Here is a 16,321-nt window from a genome sequence, read left to right on the forward strand (position 1 = left end):
AGCCCTCACCTGCTACAAGAGACTCGCGAAGCTCACCACGTGAGACATCCTCTAAGTCGCGACCATGTCGGACTCGCGAGGTCCCGTCGGCGCTATTATGGCTCGCCGCCGACGGGACCTGGCGAATTGAATCAGGACAAAAATCCCTTTACGTAAACTGCAGTCCCATGGGCGTGCCCATCCGCTTCTTCGACGTCAAACCCCGCCGATGAGAGGATTTCCAGAATAGCTCCCCGCATGCTGCGATGGACTGTTTCGAAATGACGAATTTCATAGGGGAGATCCAAAGGATCAACTCCACTCGCCAAGGAATTCACAGCGGCGACCTTCAGTTCCTCCCCCGTGTTCCATTCCACCAGAACGCCACTGGCGGAAGGGTTGTCTACGCGAACCTCCGCGCCGGGGCCGCCTTTCACCCCACCCTCAATATCTCCCCTACGAGCGGGAATTCCAGCCTGCATCAGTACATGGCAGGCTTTATTTGCCAGTGATTCGATGGCATTCGATTTCGAATCAAATTTCTCACCCATGAAGATTCTCCTCCTCTTCCTGTCGTGCTTCCGACAGGGAATTTGCCAAATGCGCACCACCTGCTTTTTTAATATATTCGGCCAAAAGCTCCTTCGCCCCGGACTCAATTCCGGCAAAATAGGGGACCGACCATGAGATCGGCGTTCCCTCTTTAAGCGCGGCAGCCAATTCGGACGCGCAATCTCCACAGGGTTGCCGCTCGGAGTACAGAGCGGTTATCTGGCGAGGATCAAATCCCTTCGCTTTCAGCATGTCCAAAATCGCCGTCTCCGAGTGGCCGGAAAAGCTGCTGCTGGCAACTACGAGATCTCCGGTCTTGGGATCATTCCAACCCGGCACCCTGGCGACAGCGACGTTGTGACTCGCTCCGTAGAAGCCGGACTCAGTCCTGAACTGGTAAGCCATATGGCTCAGTTCATCGCTGTTATAGAGGATCAAACCGATACATTCATCGCCAGGCACGGACGCTGAAGTGGTCAGGAGCATAGTGGCCCGGCTCCTAGTGCAGAACTGGACGAGCGCGTCCATCGCCCGGGAACCAATTCGAGCCACGACGTCGTCAGCCAGGCCAAGGGTACGCAGCGCCTTGAAGGCGTCGGTGAACCCGATGCCGGTCTTAGCGGCGGCGTCTATCGCCCTAACGGCATCTGCGATGGGGCGCAAGACCTTGCCAGCGAGTAGAGTCGCCACATCTACAAGTGCCCAGCCGCAGCCACCCCAGCTTCCGCCGTCAGTGGCAGGAGTGAGCTTATGGAAGCATCTGATCCAGCTACCGAAAAGAATATCGACCGGGTCGATATCCTTTTGGTATTCTGCGATTGTGATGGTGTGTTCAACTTCGTTGTACAGCGTTCCGGTCGTGTGCTCGCCCAGATACACCGTCACGTCAGAGGGGCATGTGTTCGCTATTACATCGGTGGTGCACAGATATAGGTCAAGATCGGCCTTGTATCCGATTTTCGCATTGATCGTGCAGTCACCGTCATAGACGAGATGGTTCCACCATCCATCACAGCCACTCGTCTTACTCAGTACCTGCGTGTCACCCACTTGCTCTATGTGTTTGACGACGTAGAACAGGCCCTTGATGGAGATGCCATTTTCGTCAAGGACCGTTCCGGTCTCGATCTGCTTGGCGTTCCCCGCATTTTCGGCTGCCTCGGCTGCCTGCTGAGCGGACTCGGCGTATTCCTGGGCCTGTTTGGCGGCTTCCTCTGCCGCTGTTGCTGCTACGTCGGCTCGGTCTGCGGCGGCGCGGGCGTCTGCGGCGGCCTGATCCGCTTGGGACGCTGCGGTACGGGCGGCGGCGGCGTCGAGCGCGGCCTGGTCTGCGGAGGCGCGGGCTGCTTCGGCGTGTCCTTCCGCGCGTCCGGCGGCCTGATCCGCTGCCAGAGCGTCTGCGGTTGCTTGTGCCTGGTAGCCGATGGTGCGGGCCAGGGACTGCTGGGCTTTGGCCGCTGCTGTTGCGGCGGCCGCTGCGTAGGTGAGGGCTTCCTTGGAGTAGCCGCGGGCCTGTGCCGCGTATCCGGCGGCATTCGCCGCGTGCTGGTAGGCGGCCTTGGCGTCTCCTTGTGCCTGGGTGGCAATGGCCTGGGCTGCCGCTGCTTCTTCTGCTGCGTTCACGGCGTGTGCGTCCGCGACGGCTTGCTGCTGTGCGGCGATCGTCTTCGACGCCTGCCCGGTCAAGACCACCAGCCCGGCGGCGGAGTCCTTGGTGACGTAGGGCGAGCCGAGCTGGATCGCGTCGTTCGCCGGAGCGGCCACCTGGGCGGCTGCGTTGCCGGCGTCCACTGCCGCCTGAGCGGTGATGTGGGCGAAGCCCGCTGCCTTGGCTGCTGTGACCATGGCTTTGTCGGCTTCAACTTGTGCGGCGTCCGCCTCACTCTTCGCGGTCTTGGCCTGTGCTTCCGCTTCATCGGCGGCCTTGACCGCGAAATTCGCCTCGCTGACGGCATGCTCCGCAGCGTCGATGGCGTCAGCAGCTGCGCTGGTGGCAGTGCGTACTGCGGCATCGGCCTTCAGCTTCGCGGCCTGGGCATCGTCTGCTGCTGCGCGGGCGCGCTTGGCGGCTGCCTCGGCACGGATGGCTGCGGCGTCCGCGTCGGCTGCCGCCTGGGTGGCTGCGTCGGCTTCCGTGCGTGCCCGGCTGGCTGCTGCTTCCGCTGCCGTCGCTTGCGCGTCCGCCGCATCGGCTGCGGCACGGGCTTCCTGGGCGTTGCTGTCTGCGGCGTGTGCCTCGGCGTATGCCTCCTTGGCATCGGCCTTGGCGCGCTCTGCGTCTGCTTTCTGCGCGGCGTCCCAGGCGTCGTCGCGTAGTTCCTTGGCCCGATCGCGGGCAGCTTCCGCATCGTTCTTGCGGGCTACCGCGGTGGCCTCTGACGCCTCGGCGGCGTTCTTGGCGTCGTTGGCCTTCACCGCTTCGGCTTCGGCGTTTTGCCGGTGCTGGGCGGCCTCGGCCTGCTTGGCCTCGGCGGTCTCCTTCTCCTTCTTCGCCGTCGCCTCTTCCGCCTCGGCCTTGAGCCGCTTGGCGTGCGCCTCGGCGGCAGCCGCCTTGGCATCCGCCTCCGCACTCAGTGTCTCGACGAGCTTGGCCTCGGCGGTCTCCTTGTCCTTCTTGGCGGCATCGCGGTGCAGCCTGGCCGCGTCCGCTGCCGCCTTGGCCTGCAGTTCGGCGGTGTAGGCGGCCTGCCGGCGGAACTCCGCCTTCGATTGAGCCGCCTGAGTCAGTGCCCGCTGCGCGATCGTCTCGCTGTCGGCGACTGCGGCGCGGGTAGCCGCCTCGGCGGTCGCAGCGGCCTTGGCCAACGCGGCCAGTGCGGCCGAGGCTCCCTGGGTGACCTGGGCTTTTTGCTGACCGACCAGCAGGCCCCGGCCCCGCGGAGCACCCTTGGCGTCCGCGATCGCGTACGCCGCCTGCTCGGCCGTGTTGCTGGCGGCGGCGGCGTTCACCGCGCTCGTCGCCTGCTTGTTTACCTCAGCTAGTTGGGCGAGTGCCCCGCTACGGGCGGCAGTGAGTCCTGCCTGGGCCTTGGTGAACTGGGTCGATGCCGGGATGGTGCCGTTGTGCGCGGAGACCTTGGGAGTGACCTTCTGGTTGGTCGTGGTGTTGCAGGTGGCCGCCAGCGCGTCCTGACCGTTGGTGAAGGTGGGGAAGTTCAGGCACTTGCCAAGCTTGACGTTCTTCAGCGTCGTGGTGGCTCTGGGGTTGAACTGCCACGGCTGCGTCGTCGTGCTGTCACAGGTCCAGATCTGGATCTTCGTGCCGTTGGTGGCCACGTCGAGGCACTTGTACGACTTCTCGTTGCGCAGGATCGCGCCGTTACTGTTGCCCTCGAAAATGCTCCACTGCTGGGCGGTCGTGTTGTCGCAGGTGACGACCTCTACTGCAGTCCCGCTCGTCGTAGCACCTCCCTGCACGCCGAGGCACTTGCCGGTGGCGCCCGGCACCTGGATGGTGAACGGGGAGGTGCCCAGCCAGCCGATGCCGCCGGAGGACCAGTAGTCCAGCCACTGGGTGAGGTGGTCGGCGACCCACGAGTGGCCGAGCAGTTTGCCCATCGCCTTGGATCCGGCGGTGAGCGCCTGGGTGGCGGTCTTGTTCGAGACCAGGATCTGGTTGCGCTGAGTGGCCTGGGAGGTGATCTCCTGCTGCCACTCTGCGGCAGCAGTGGCCGTGAGCGATCCGAGGGCCTTCTCCGGGTCAAGGGGGTCGCGCCAGGCACAGGCGGCGAACCGGCTCTTCAGATCCTCGACCGCGATCCGGTACTCCGCCGTACCTGGCGCCGGGGCCGTGCGGGGGAAGCCACCCGAAGAAAGGAAGAGGCGGGCATTGTCCGCGCCGACAGACTCAAGACCTCCCGGGTCTGTCAGATATTCGTAGGCTCGATGCAGGTCATACTGCCGGTTCCACTCGTTCGTCGGCAGCCCCGGATCCGGGTCGCTGCCGTACAGGGGCTGGCCCAGAGCCTTGACGGCCTGAACGGTCGCAGCGTCGGCCGGTGCGGTGGTGTCCTCGTAGAAGTCGCCGTCGCTCTTCGAGTACTGGTCGGCCACCCACTGGAGGAGGCCGGTCTGCTGATGGAAGGTCTGACCTCCATCGCCGCTGGTCCCGGGCGGCCAGTGAAAGCCCGCCACGGTGTAACCCCCCGGCGTCTCAAGGCCGGAGAGTGGCGCCTTCCAACTGTCGTGGAGCGTATCGAGGGCATCCAGCTCCGTGAGAGCGGCGGCCTTGTCCGTCGCGTAGGCGGCGGCAAGCGGAGTGTCGTCCCAGTAGTCGCGGTTCGCCAGCTCGTGCAGCAACTCCGGAGTCTTGTTGAGACCGTCCTTGCCGATGGCGGCCATCGACGGCCCACCCATCCGTAGGACTTCGGTCATCAGGCACTGGTCCTGCCGCAGCTGCTCAGCGGTGGTGTCCACATACCAGTCGTAGTCACTGGCCGGATCCATGGCCGGGTTAACAGGCTGATCGCCAATGGCCACACCGGCCAGCAGAGCGGCGGCCAGTAGGGACGGAATGACCTTGGCAGACGGTCGTGACCGCGCCAAGGAAGGGAACCTCAAGGGCCCCGATAGTCCGAAACGCAACTTCGCACACCTTTTGAATAGGAGTGCGGCCGGTCGATGGGAAGCTGGGATCGAGATTTCCGGCACTACGAACCAGACCCCCCGTGGGAATCAGGACGGCCGAACGCACGCCCCAACGGGCGGCATGGTGTGTTCTCCCCCCAGCGACCAGTTCCCCCCAGCCGCTTCTACAGTCTGCCCATATCCGGCGCGAACCCCGAACCGAGCTGCGTCAGTCTAAGTCGAAAACAAGCAGTTTGAACAGGGAAGATTGCCGCTGGCCTGTGACGGCACGCTGCGCGGCGGCTGCCGGAACGGCAGCCGCCGCGATACCCGCGTCGTTTCGACTCATCTTTGGAACGTCACACTGGCCAAGTGCCCACGGGCCTCCTACCCGCAGGGCCCCGCCCCCTTTTTCGCGGGTGCGGTGCGTACTACTCGATGGTCTGCAGCATGTGCAGCCGCAGGGTGCCGCCGAACTGGCCGGCCTGCTTGACCGTGGCATCGGTGAAGATCGCCAGCGGGACGTCCAGCGGCGGCGGGGACTCCGGGCTGAAGGTGACCGGGACCAGGCCGAAGAGGTTGCCCTTGAGCGACTCGGTGTACATCGTCACCGTGCCCTCGGTCAGGGTGGACGTGGTGCCCGCGGGCGTCCGGATGTGGGTCTTGTGGCCTTCGGGGCCCTCGACGATCTGGTGCAGGTCCTTGATGTCCACGCCGTTGGAGGCGGTGAACTTCAGGACCTTCTTGACCTGGCCCGAGTAGGTTTTGACCTCGACGATGCCGTGGTACTTCAGGCCCTTGAGCGTGAGCTTGGAGCTCTCCAGCGTCCACGGCTGGTCCGGCAGCAGGGGGACGTCCTCCTCCAGCTGCGCGGCCGCCAGCGCCTCCGCGTCGCGCTCGGGGCACGGGAAGCGCGGCTTGCCGTCCTCGCCGGTGGCGGTCTCCGGGTCGGCCGCGGGCTCGGTCGCGGACTCCGCCTCGGGCTCTGCCGTGGGCGCCTTGACGTCCTCGGACAGCTCCTCGACCTCGGCGCCCGCCTGCTCGGCCGCCTCGCGGATGCCCTCCTCGGAGGCGGCGTCGGTGGAGGCCCCCGCCTCGGGGGCGGTGGGCTCCGCCTCGGGGGCCGGGGACTCCTCCTCGGGGGCGGGGGCCGGCGCCGTGGGCTCCTGCGTCGTCGGCGCGGGCTCCTCGTCGGGGCCGTCCAGCAGGTCCCCGATCGTCTCGCCGATGCCCAGCGGGTCGAGCAGGCTGCGGGCCTCGGTCGGCTCCGGGCTGGGCGACGGGCTCGCCTCGGGGGCGGCCAGCGTCTCCTGGGTCGGCGTCTCGGCCGGCGCGGGCTCGGTGTCGGCCTCGGGCGCGGCACTCTCCTCGGGGGCCGGCGTAGGGCTCGCCTCGGGAGCGGGCGCGGCGCTCTCCTGCGGCTTGGGTGTGCTGCTCGCCTCGGGGGCCGGCGTCTCGGTCTTCGCCTCCTCCGCCGGCTCGTCGGACTGCGTCACGCAGGGCCCGGGAGCGAAGGGGAACGCCGGGTTGTCGTCGGCGACGGCGGGCTGGGGCGCGAGCGTCAGGCCGAGCAGGACGGCGGTGGGCATGGACGCCAGCGCCGCCGCCTTGCCGACGGGGAGGCGGTAGCGGGTGAACACCGACGTGCGCGGAGCGGCGTGCCGGGGGCCGTGCTTGACGGGCGCGGCCTCGGTAGCGGGGTGCTCACTACGCATACTGGCTCCCACCCGGCGCCTTGGTCACGGAGATGGTCGCGCTGCTGCGGCCGGGCTCGTCGTGGGGCTCGTCCTGGGCCTCGGGCGCCTCGGTGGGCTCGGTGTACTCACCGAGGAGCTGCTCACCGGAGACGTACCCGTCGTCGTGGTGCTCGTCGTACGGGCCCTCGACCTGCGGCGCGGACTGCCCGGCGTCCGGCACACCGGGCGCCCAGGATATGGAGAGCGCGCCGCCGACCATGGCGAACAGGAATCCGACGACCAGGCCGCCGAAGTTGGAGACGGGGAGCGACACCAGGGCCAGCACGATGGCGGCGACACCGGCGAAGACCCGCACGATGGAGTGGAACCACATCGTCAGCCCGAGGGTGAGCAGCAGGACACCGATGATCAGCGCGCCCGCGCCGGCTGTGGTGGCCATCCGCACGGTCATGTTGCCGAGCTGGAAGTTGTGGTAGGGCACGTACCCGATGGGAATGGCGCCCATGATGGTGAACACACCGGCCCAGAAGGGCCGTCCGCCCCGCCAGGCCTTGAAACGTCCTCGCAGGTGGCTCAGCCAGTGCTCGTCCTGGCCCGGGGACTCGACGCTCATGGAAAAACAGCTCCCTGCAACGGCATTGCGTAAGTGTGTGGTGGGGGGTGCGGGGGCGGGGACCCCGTGGCCGGGGACCCCGCCCCCGCAGCCTCAACTGCTCAGTAGCACTGCTTGTCGTCGCCCCAGTGCAGGCGCAGACTCAGGCCGTTGAGCGTGAACGTACCGGCGCTGGTCGCCCAGGCCGTCTGCTCGACGTCGGTCAGGACGGCCCGCTCGGCCTCCTGGGCGAAACCGCCAGGCGCCGTGTGGTCGCCCTTGCCGATGCCGGGTCCCTTGGCGTTCGGGCCCGAGGCGCCGGCGGCACCGGCGGCGACACCGATGTTGATGTTGGTCATCACCGCGTTGGCGTCCAGCGCCGACGAGTCGATGTAGAGCGTGTCCGCGGTGACCGGCTTGCCCTTGTGGCCGGCCTGAAGGCGCAGGGTGACCTTGTTCCCGCCCGGAAGCGGGGTCACGACGGACTGGCACATGTTGGTGATCTTGGCCGAGTCGAAGCCGGAGATGGCGACCGCGTGCTGCTTGGTCACCTTGCCGGACTCGTAGTCGACACCGGCGTCGATGCCGCCGTACTGGGTCATGCCCAGGCCGTCCAGCTCGTCGGCCGTGACCTTGAACTCCTGGCCGGAGACGGCGAACGACGCCGCCAGGGCGCCCTGCGCCAGCGCCACACCGATCACCGCGGTGGCGGCGACGGACGGCACCATCACGACCGCGAAGCGCTTCCATCGGGTCCCACCACGTACCTGGGACTGCATAGGTTCCTCCTTCTCGGGCATACGGGAAGGAGATGCGCACTGGCCGGCGCGGGCTGATATCCGCCCCGGCACCGGCGATCCACTCCCGAGCGACAACCGCGGCCGTACGTCACGTACGGCCGATGAAGACAGGCGCCGCCGGGTGGCAGCGACCCCCCTGTCCGCTCGGTGGGGTTCCCCTTCTCTTCGGCTTCGGGGTGGTCGAGTGATCGACGGTCGAATCCGTGGTCAGGGGACCGAGCTGAGGCGATCGTGGTCCATGCGGAGGAGCGACACAAGGGGTCCGTTACTCGCAGGTAACGGACCCCGAGCCCCCTGACACCCCGTCTACCGGGAGTGATTACCGAGGGTTGCGATTATGGCCGGGAAAGAGGCGGGCACTGTGGACGATTAGCGGACAATAGACCGCGCGCGGTCCACAGTCCGTCAACAATCGCCAATAGTGTCAAGATTTGGTAAACCACCGCCCGTTGTTATCGGTGCGTTACGACTCAGAACAGCACACGCGACAGGGCCCCGCGCGCCTTCGCCACCCGCGGGTCCTCGCCGCCGACCACCTCGAAGAGCGCCAGCAGCCGTACGCGCACCGCCTCGCGCTCGTCCCCGGCGGTGCGGGCCACGGTGTCGACGAGCCGGCTGAAGGCGTCCGGGACGTGGCCGCCGGCCAGATCGAGGTCGGCCACCCGCAACTGCGCCTCGATGTCGGAGGGGTCGTCGGCGGCGGCCTTGCGTACGGCCTGGGCGTCCAGCCCCTCGATCCGGTGCAGCAGCCGGGCCTGGGCCAGGCCGAGCTGCGCCTCGGTGTTGGCCGGGGCGTTGGCCAGCACGCTCTCGTACGCCAGGATCGCGCCCTCCAGCTCGCCGCGGTCCAGCGCCTCCGCGGCGGCGGCGAGCGGGCCGTCGTGCGGGCCCGCGGGCTCCTCGGCGCCCTCGTCACCCGGCTCCCCGGCGCCCGCGCCGGCGGGCAGGCCGGTGATGCCGAACTGCTGCTCGGCGACGGTGATCAGCTCGTCGAGGACCTGGCGGATCTGCGCCTCGGGCGTCACTCCGGTGAAGAGCGGCACCGGCTGGCCGGCCACGATCGCGACGATCGCGGGGATGCCCTGGATGCCGAGCTGCTGGCTGAACGCCTGGAAGATCATCTGGTTGGCGTCGACGTCGACCTTCGCCAGGACGAACTTGCCGTCGTACTCCTCGGCCAGCCGCTCCAGCACGGGGCTGAGCTGCTTGCAGGGCTGGCACCACTCGGCCCAGAAGTCGATGACGACCGGCACCTCCGTGGAGCGCTGCATGACCTCCTCCTGGAAGGTCGCCTCGTCGACGTCGACCACCAGCGGGACACTCGGCGCCGCTCCTCCGGCCGCCTGCCGGCGCTCGCGCTCACTACGGGCCTGCTCGGCCTTCTCCTTGGCCTCGGCGGCCGCCTTCACCGCGGCGAGGTCGACGGCGCCGCTCATGGACATGTTGCGTGGCTGCATGCGCCCATCCTCCCCGATCCGCCGTCGCCGTGGGGCCCCAACCCCCGCCGAGCCCCGTCCCGCCTGCCGTCCCGCGCCGTCCCGCCCGGTCCGGTCGCTCACCCCCGCGGAGCGACCGGACCGGGCCGGTTCGATCGCACACCCCCGCCGTAAGGGGGGCGGCGGGGATGCGCGGTGTAGCTGAGCCGGGTCCCCACCCGGCGCGTGCGGTTGCCGCTCGGTTTCGCTACGAGCCGTAGCGTAACTGATCCGATCGGGGCCGGGATAGGGTCCGCCGCATGAGCCGCAACACATCCGCCGGCCCTTTCGCCGACTCCGCCGACGGCACCGCCGACGGCACCGCCGCGCGCCGTACGGGACGCCCCCGCAGCCGCGCGGCGGACGAGGCGATCCTCGCCGCCACCCGGGCCGCGCTGGCCGAACTCGGCTTCAGCAGGCTGACGCTGGGCGACGTCGCGGCGCGCGCGGGCGTGGCGAAGACCACCCTCTACCGGCGCTGGCCGGGCAAGAGCGAGCTGGTCGTGGACGCGGTCGCGGACCTCTTCGACAAGCTGGAGCTGCCGCCCGGCGGGGGCAGCCTGGAGGCGGACATCGAGGAGGTGATCCTCCAGTTCGCGGCGCTGCTGGCACGCCCGGAGGTACGGACCGCGCTGATGGCGGTGGTCGCCGAGGCGACGGACGACGAGGCCCTGCGGGCCCGTATCCGCCAGGCGATCGTGGACCGCCAGAAGCGCCTGGTCCTCCAGGGACGCGCCCGGGCCCAGGAGCGCGGCGAGCTGACGCCGCCCGCCGACCCCCGCCAGGCGGAGTACGAGGCGGACCTGATCTTCGACACCCTGGCGGGCGCGGTGGTCCACCGCGCCCTGGTCAGCTGCGAGCCGGTGGACACCCCCTGGGCCACCGCCCTGGCCACCCTCGTTACCCAGGGGCTGCGCCCGCGCCCCTGAGAAAGCGGCGCTCAGCGGCTCACGGCCGGTAGACCTCCCCCGGCCGCGGCACGGCGGGCGCGAGGAGCTGCGAGAAGGTGACGAAGGTGTAGCCCTCGGCCTTCAGGCGGTCGATGATCGAGGGCAGCGCCGGCAGCGAGCCGGGGCGCTGGTCGTGCAGCAGCACCACCCCGTCGCGGCGTACGCCGTCGAGCACCCGCTGCTCTATGACCGCCGGGTCATGGGTCTCGTAGTCCTTCGCCGTCACGCTCCACAGCACCTGCGCCAGGCCCAGTTCGCGGCAGATCGCCGAGACCTGCTTGCCGGTACGGCCCTGGGGCGGCCGCATCAGCACCGGCGCGCGACCGGTGAGCCCGGCCAGGGCGCGCTGGGTGCGTTCCAGTTCGCGGCGGGCCTCGGCGGCCGGGATCTCCGTCAACCGGGGGTGGTTCCAGCTGTGGTTGCCGATCTCGTGGCCGGCGCGGTCGATGGCGCGGACCAGGCCGGGGTGGCGGGCGACGTGCCGGCCCTCCAGGAAGAAGGTGGCCGGGACATGCTCCCCGGCCAGGATCCGCAGCGCCTCGGGGGTCTTGGCCCCCGGACCGCCGTCGAAGGTCAGCGCCACGCACTTGGCGGTGGCGCAGTCCACCGCGCCCGGCCGGGGCGCCTTCGCGTCCGCGGCCTCCGCCGCCCGCTCACGCTCGGTGCGCGGCGAGAGGGTCTTCACGGCGAAGGCGTTGCCCACGGCCACCGTGACGGCGACCGCCGCCACCACGACCGCGAGCAGCGCCCACGCGAGTTTCGCTCTTCCCCGTATGTACTTCACTCAGGGAGTGTGTACAGACACCTCCGGCATGTACAGATCGATCCGGACAATTCGGACGTGACCTTGCCCACCGCCTCGGCGTCGGGCGGCCCTCCCGCTCAGAAGCCCGGCGGCTCCGTGTAGACGCCCCACTCCTCGCGCAGTACGTCGCAGATCTCGCCGAGTGTCGCCTCCGCGCGGACCGCCGCCAGCATCGGGGCGATCATGTTGGAGCCGTCGCGGGCGGCGGCCAGCATCGCGTCCAGCGCGGCGCGCACCTCGGCGTCGTCGCGGGCGGCCTTGCGCTCGGCCAGGGCGCGGGCCTGCTCGCGCTCGACCTCGTGGCTGACGCGCAGGATCTCCAGGTCGCCGGTGACCGAGCCGGGGTGGCAGTTGACGCCGACGACGCGCTTGTCGCCCTTCTCCAGGGACTGCTGGTAGCGGAAGGCCGACTCGGCGATCTCGCCGGTGAACCAGCCGTCCTCGATACCGCGCAGGATGCCCGAGGTGATCGGGCCGATGGGGTGGCGGCCGTCGGGGTGCGCCCGCAGGCCGCGCTCGCGGATCTGCTCGAAGATCTTCTCCGCCTCGGCCTCGATGCGGTCCGTCAGCTGCTCCACGTACCAGGAACCGCCCAGCGGGTCGGCCACGTTGGCGACGCCGGTCTCCTCCATCAGCACCTGCTGGGTGCGCAGCGCGATCTCCGCGGCCTGCGCGGAGGGCAGCGCCAGGGTCTCGTCCAGGGCGTTGGTGTGCAGCGAGTTGGTGCCGCCCAGGACGGCCGCGAGGGCCTCGACCGCGGTGCGCACCACGTTGTTGTAGGGCTGCTGGGCGGTGAGCGAGACCCCGGCGGTCTGGGTGTGGAAGCGCAGCCACTGCGCCTTGTCGCTCTTCGCGCCGTAGACGTCGCGCATCCAGCGCGCCCAGATCCGGCGCGCGGCGCGGAACTTGGCGATCTCCTCGAAGAAGTCCAGGTGCGCGTCGAAGAAGAAGGACAGGCCCGGCGCGAAGGTGTCCACGTCCAGCCCGCGGCTCAGGCCCAGCTCGACGTAGCCGAAGCCGTCGGCCAGGGTGTACGCCAGCTCCTGCGCGGCCGTGGAGCCGGCCTCGCGGATGTGGTAGCCGGAGACGGAGAGCGGCTTGTACGCGGGGATGCCCGCCGCGCAGTGCTCCATCAGGTCGCCGATCAGGCGCAGATGGGGCTCGGGCTGGAAGAGCCACTCCTTCTGCGCGATGTACTCCTTGAAGATGTCCGTCTGCAGCGTGCCGTTGAGCACGGCCGGGTCGACGCCCTGGCGCTCGGCGGCGACCAGGTACATGCAGAAGACCGGGACGGCCGGACCGGAGATCGTCATCGAGGTGGTGACGTCACCCAGCGGGATGTCCCGGAAGAGGACCTCCATGTCGGCGGCGGAGTCGATGGCGACGCCGCAGTGGCCGACCTCGCCCAGCGCGCGCGGGTCGTCGGAGTCGCGGCCCATCAGGGTCGGCATGTCGAAGGCGACGGAGAGGCCGCCGCCGCCGGCGCCGAGGATCATCTTGTAGCGCTCGTTGGTCTGCTCGGCGTTGCCGAAGCCGGCGAACTGGCGGATCGTCCACGTCCGGCCCCGGTAGCCGGTGGCGTGCAGGCCGCGGGTGAAGGGGAACTCGCCGGGCCAGCCGATGCGCTCGAAGCCCTCGTAGGTGTCGCCGGGGCGGGGGCCGTAGACCGGCTCGACCTCGTCGCCGGAGAGCGTGGTGAAGTCGGCGTCGCGCTTGCGGGCGGCGTCGTAGCGCGCCTGCCAGCGGGCCCGGCCCGCCTCGATGGTGCCGTTGTCTCCACCGGACTGGGGATTCACGGTCGGGCCTCCTCGGCTGCGCGTCGTTGCGCGGGAAGTTACTAGGACGTCCTAGTAATTCTCCCCGCTCGGCGCCCGCCTACGCAAGGCGCGCGCCTGGTGGCCCCGGACACGTCGCCGTCCAGGCCCGGTACGAACCGCGGACGCCGCACCTCAGGCCACCTCTTCCCCGGTACGGGCGGAGTAGCGGTGCTCGCGCCGCTCGCCGCCCTGGTAGGAGGCCACCGCCCACTCGCGGGCGTCCGCGTCGTAGGCGATCTCCACGGGGGTGCGCCCCGCCGCGTCGACCAGCTCGGCGACCGCGGCGGCGGTGACGGGCGCACCGGCGGCGGCCCGCACCTCGGCGGGGTCGGCGTAGGTGTCCACGGCGGCGTCCAGGACGCGGCCGTTGCCGGGGTCGACGTGGATGCGGCGCAGGTGGCCGCTGTCGCACAGGACGGCGACCTCCCACTGGGCGTGGCCGCCGGTGGTCCGCAGGCTCTGCGCGACGACCGGTCCGGCGTGCCGGCCGGCGGCGATGGCGCGCGCCGCGCGGGCGTCGATCTGGACCTCGGCCAGGACGCGGCGCAGCTCGGTGGGATAGGGCAGCTGCTCGTCGAGGGTCATCGAGGAGACGGGGCCCGCCCCGCCGTCGCCGCGGGCCACGTAGATCCCGCCGAAGCTGAGCGCGAGGGCGCACAGGGCCGCGACGGGCAGGAGGCGCAGGGCGGTGCGTTTACGGGACGCGGGCGCGCTCTCGGCGCTCGGGGCGCCCGGTGCGGCGCCTGCGTCCGGACCGGAGGGCGCGGGCGGGTCCTCCGGGACCGCCGCCGCCTTCCGCACCGCCTCCGCATCCGCGCCGTCTACCGCGCCGCCTACCGCCCCACCTGCGGGTATGCCTGCCCGATCCACCCGGCCCGGGCCCGGCGCGGGCCCCGGATTCTCGAAGCTGGTCATACCCCCCAATGTCCGGGATGTGAGGCTGCTCGCAACTTGAGCCCCGAGGGGTTCATGCCAAGGATGCGACCGAGGGCCGCACCCCGCTCACAGCCCGAAGCGCCGCTGGAGGTCGCCGAGGTTCCCGGGGAGGCGCGGGACGCCCGGCACGGCGCCCTGGCCGGGGACGCCGGCCTGCTGCGGGGTGGTGCCGACCGCCCGCTCGGGCATCAGCGCCTCGCTGGACTGGAGGAGGACCGTGCCCGCGCCGACGAACTCGAACTGGTGCTCCTCGCCCGAGACACCGCCGATGCCGGTCAACTGCCGCAGCCCGCCCACGACACCGCGCAGGTAGCCGTGGTCGTAGTGGTGGCAGGGCGCGGGGCAGTCGGCCCAGCCGACCAGCGCCTGCGGGTCGACCCGGATCGGCGGCTCCACGAACTCCACCGGCCCGTTGGAGGCGGCGACGAACTTCCCCGTCCCGATGAGGGTGAGGAAGCCGGGGATGATCGACTGCTTCAGCGCGAGCGTCGGCTCGAAGGCCAGCAGGTTCCCCGAGCGGATCGTCAGGTTGCCGTTGTCGAGGTCGAAGGAGTTGACGTCGAAGGCGCGGTCGGCGAGCAGCATCCTGCCGGTGCCCTCGGCGACCACCCAGTCCGAGGCGTGCAGCGGGGAGTGGAAGCTGGTGGCCACCAGCCGGTCGAGCCGCCCGTGGCCGATGCCGTCGAAGCTGATCTGCCCGTAGTAGGCGATCATCTTGCCCTTCTGCAGGAACCACTGGCCCTTGAGGTCCACGCAGAAGGTGTACGGGTTGACGTTGTCGTTGCCGGGGAGCGTGTGCACGTCGTGCACGACCGGGGCGGTCACAGCTTGTCCTCCGATGCCTGTACGTACACCGTGCCGTTGCCGGAGAGTTCCAGTTGGAACGCCTCGCCGGAGCCGCGGCCCACCATGTCGCGCCAACCGAGCGCGGTGGAGAGCTTGTTGGTGACCTGGCCGCGGTGCGCCACGTACGCCTGCGGGTCGACGTGCACCGGGCGCTGCGGGGTGATGGGCAGCTCGATCACGCCGCCGTGGGCCAGCACGGCGGCCGAGCCGGCGCCCTGCAGGGTGGTGGTGAAGAGGCCCTGGCCGGTGACCTGGCCGCGGACCATGCCCATGACGCCGCCCTGGGCGCCCAGGAACATCGTGCCCTGGCGCAGGGAGCCGTCGAAGGCGAGCAGCCGGTCGGCCTCGACGCACAGGGTGTCGCCGGTCAGCTCTATGACCGTGACGTGGTGGCCGCCGTGCCCGAAGAGCACCGAGCCGCTGCCCTCGACGGTCATCAGCGCCGCCGACTCGCCGGCCACCCGGCGGCCGATCATCGCGGCGACGCCGCCCTGGCCGCCCTGGATGTTCGGGGTGAAGGAGACGTCGCCGGTGTAGGCGAGCATGGCGCCGCGCTGGCTGAAGAGCCGCTGGCCGGGGAGGACCTGGGCGCGGACCATCTTGGAGTTGACCGCGGTGAAGGGCATCAGACGTCGCCTCCGACCGTGAGCCGCTCGGCGGGCTGGACGTAGACCAGGCCGTCGCCCTCGAAGCGGATCTGGAACGCCTCACCGCCGCCCTCGCCCAGCACCGTGCGGAAGGTGACGCCGGACTGGAAGGTCTGCTGGAGGTTGCCCTGGTGGGCCACGTAGGCCCCGGGGTCGACCTGGAGCGGCAGCCCGGGGGCCACCCGCAGCACCACGGCGGGGCCGTCGGACATGATCGCCGCCTGGCCCGTGCCCTCGACGGTCGTGGTGAACAGCCCGTTGCCCTGGGTCGCCCCGCGCAGGCCCGTGAAGGCCGTGCCGGTGCGCAGGCCGCCGTCGGTGCACAGCAGGTTGCCCGCCTCGACGTGCAGCTTGTCGCCGTGCAGGTGGACGAGGTTGATCTCGCTCGCCCGGTCCGCGAGATAGCAGGTGCCCTGCCCGCTGACCTCCATCACCGTCATCTGCTCGCCGGTGAGCCGGCGGGTGACCATGCCGCGCATGCCCTCGCCGCCCCCGGTCAGCTTCTTGAAGGCCATCCGGCCGTCGTACGCGACCATCGAGCCGTTCTTCGCCTTGACGGCGTCACCGTGCAGATCGACGGCGAGCACCTTGCTCCCCTGGAGCCTGAATTGAGCCACGGGAGGGACGTTATCGCCCCGGACGCCCCAATGGCCAGGGCG

General features: G+C 69.9%; 13 protein-coding genes. 1 reads left to right on the plus strand and 12 read right to left on the minus strand.

The features are described 5' to 3' along the window. Window positions 1–131: 131 nt before the first annotated feature. From ACFQLX_RS21925 to ACFQLX_RS21950, 6 genes are all read right to left on the minus strand, one after another. Window positions 132–530 (minus strand): hypothetical protein, encoded by a 399-nt coding sequence (locus ACFQLX_RS21925; protein ID WP_386417725.1) that lies wholly within the window; start codon window positions 528–530, stop codon window positions 132–134. Continuing rightward, the gene (locus tag ACFQLX_RS21930; RefSeq protein WP_386417781.1) at window positions 523–4,977 is read right to left on the minus strand and encodes a nucleic acid/nucleotide deaminase domain-containing protein; all 4,455 of its coding nucleotides are present in this window, start codon (window positions 4,975–4,977) and stop codon (window positions 523–525) included. Before ACFQLX_RS21930 ends, ACFQLX_RS21925 begins: the two co-directional genes overlap by 8 nt. A gap of 551 nt (window positions 4,978–5,528) precedes the next feature. After that, on the minus strand, window positions 5,529–6,812 hold the full coding sequence (locus tag ACFQLX_RS21935; protein ID WP_386417727.1) for a hypothetical protein: 1,284 nt from the start codon (window positions 6,810–6,812) through the stop codon (window positions 5,529–5,531). After that, window positions 6,805–7,407, minus strand: a complete 603-nt coding sequence (locus tag ACFQLX_RS21940) for a DUF6114 domain-containing protein (protein ID WP_386417729.1) — start codon at window positions 7,405–7,407, stop codon at window positions 6,805–6,807. The genes ACFQLX_RS21935 and ACFQLX_RS21940 overlap by 8 nt, the downstream gene beginning before the upstream one ends. 101 nt (window positions 7,408–7,508) lie before the next feature. After that, complete coding sequence (locus tag ACFQLX_RS21945) at window positions 7,509–8,165, minus strand: DUF6230 family protein (RefSeq protein WP_386417730.1); 657 nt, start codon at window positions 8,163–8,165, stop codon at window positions 7,509–7,511. Between the two features lie 491 nt (window positions 8,166–8,656). Beyond that, entirely contained in the window at window positions 8,657–9,643 is a 987-nt protein-coding gene (locus ACFQLX_RS21950) for a tetratricopeptide repeat protein (protein WP_386417732.1), read from the minus strand. A 278-nt stretch (window positions 9,644–9,921) separates the two neighbouring features. On the opposite strand from ACFQLX_RS21950, the gene ACFQLX_RS21955 reads away from it, so the two are divergent. Then, on the plus strand, window positions 9,922–10,590 hold the full coding sequence (locus ACFQLX_RS21955; RefSeq protein WP_386417733.1) for a TetR/AcrR family transcriptional regulator: 669 nt from the start codon (window positions 9,922–9,924) through the stop codon (window positions 10,588–10,590). Window positions 10,591–10,609: 19 nt separating this feature from the next. On the opposite strand, the gene ACFQLX_RS21960 is transcribed toward ACFQLX_RS21955, so the two are convergent. The 6 genes from ACFQLX_RS21960 to ACFQLX_RS21985 all read right to left on the minus strand — a co-directional run bounded on the left by ACFQLX_RS21960 (window position 10,610) and on the right by ACFQLX_RS21985 (window position 16,279). Next, the gene (locus ACFQLX_RS21960; RefSeq protein ID WP_386417734.1) at window positions 10,610–11,395 is read right to left on the minus strand and encodes a polysaccharide deacetylase family protein; all 786 of its coding nucleotides are present in this window, start codon (window positions 11,393–11,395) and stop codon (window positions 10,610–10,612) included. 98 nt (window positions 11,396–11,493) lie between these two features. Next, a complete protein-coding gene (locus ACFQLX_RS21965; RefSeq protein ID WP_386417736.1) occupies window positions 11,494–13,212 on the minus strand; it encodes an acyl-CoA mutase large subunit family protein in 1,719 nt (572 codons plus the stop codon). Between the two features lie 153 nt (window positions 13,213–13,365). Then, window positions 13,366–14,148 carry a hypothetical protein gene (locus tag ACFQLX_RS21970; protein ID WP_386417738.1) on the minus strand — a complete coding sequence of 261 codons (783 nt, stop codon included), beginning with the start codon at window positions 14,146–14,148 and terminating at the stop codon, window positions 13,366–13,368. An 87-nt stretch (window positions 14,149–14,235) separates the two neighbouring features. After that, window positions 14,236–14,994: an AIM24 family protein gene (locus tag ACFQLX_RS21975; protein ID WP_386417740.1), complete on the minus strand. Its 759-nt coding sequence runs from the start codon at window positions 14,992–14,994 to the stop codon at window positions 14,236–14,238. Beyond that, window positions 14,991–15,641, minus strand: a complete 651-nt coding sequence (locus ACFQLX_RS21980; RefSeq protein WP_386417742.1) for an AIM24 family protein — start codon at window positions 15,639–15,641, stop codon at window positions 14,991–14,993. The genes ACFQLX_RS21975 and ACFQLX_RS21980 overlap by 4 nt, the downstream gene beginning before the upstream one ends. Continuing rightward, complete coding sequence (locus ACFQLX_RS21985; RefSeq protein ID WP_386417744.1) at window positions 15,641–16,279, minus strand: AIM24 family protein; 639 nt, start codon at window positions 16,277–16,279, stop codon at window positions 15,641–15,643. The genes ACFQLX_RS21980 and ACFQLX_RS21985 overlap by 1 nt, the downstream gene beginning before the upstream one ends. Between the last annotated feature and the right edge of the window lie 42 nt (window positions 16,280–16,321).

The sequence above is a fragment of the Streptomyces polyrhachis genome (assembly GCF_042663125.1).
Classification (GTDB): Bacteria; Actinomycetota; Actinomycetes; order Streptomycetales; family Streptomycetaceae; genus Streptomyces; species Streptomyces polyrhachii.

What these genes read in the sequence shown, in the direction of transcription:
- ACFQLX_RS21955 (WP_386417733.1), top strand. Translation starts at nt 9,922, where the DNA reads ATGAGCCGCAACACATCCGCCGGCCCTTTCGCCGACTCCGCCGACGGC.
- ACFQLX_RS21980 (WP_386417742.1), bottom strand. Translation starts at nt 15,641, where the DNA reads ATGCCCTTCACCGCGGTCAACTCCAAGATGGTCCGCGCCCAGGTCCTC.
- ACFQLX_RS21970 (WP_386417738.1), bottom strand. Translation starts at nt 14,148, where the DNA reads ATGACCAGCTTCGAGAATCCGGGGCCCGCGCCGGGCCCGGGCCGGGTG.
- ACFQLX_RS21925 (WP_386417725.1), bottom strand. Translation starts at nt 530, where the DNA reads ATGGGTGAGAAATTTGATTCGAAATCGAATGCCATCGAATCACTGGCA.
- ACFQLX_RS21950 (WP_386417732.1), bottom strand. Translation starts at nt 9,643, where the DNA reads ATGCAGCCACGCAACATGTCCATGAGCGGCGCCGTCGACCTCGCCGCG.
- ACFQLX_RS21940 (WP_386417729.1), bottom strand. Translation starts at nt 7,407, where the DNA reads ATGAGCGTCGAGTCCCCGGGCCAGGACGAGCACTGGCTGAGCCACCTG.
- ACFQLX_RS21945 (WP_386417730.1), bottom strand. Translation starts at nt 8,165, where the DNA reads ATGCAGTCCCAGGTACGTGGTGGGACCCGATGGAAGCGCTTCGCGGTC.
- ACFQLX_RS21930 (WP_386417781.1), bottom strand. Translation starts at nt 4,977, where the DNA reads ATGGATCCGGCCAGTGACTACGACTGGTATGTGGACACCACCGCTGAG.
- ACFQLX_RS21935 (WP_386417727.1), bottom strand. Translation starts at nt 6,812, where the DNA reads ATGCGTAGTGAGCACCCCGCTACCGAGGCCGCGCCCGTCAAGCACGGC.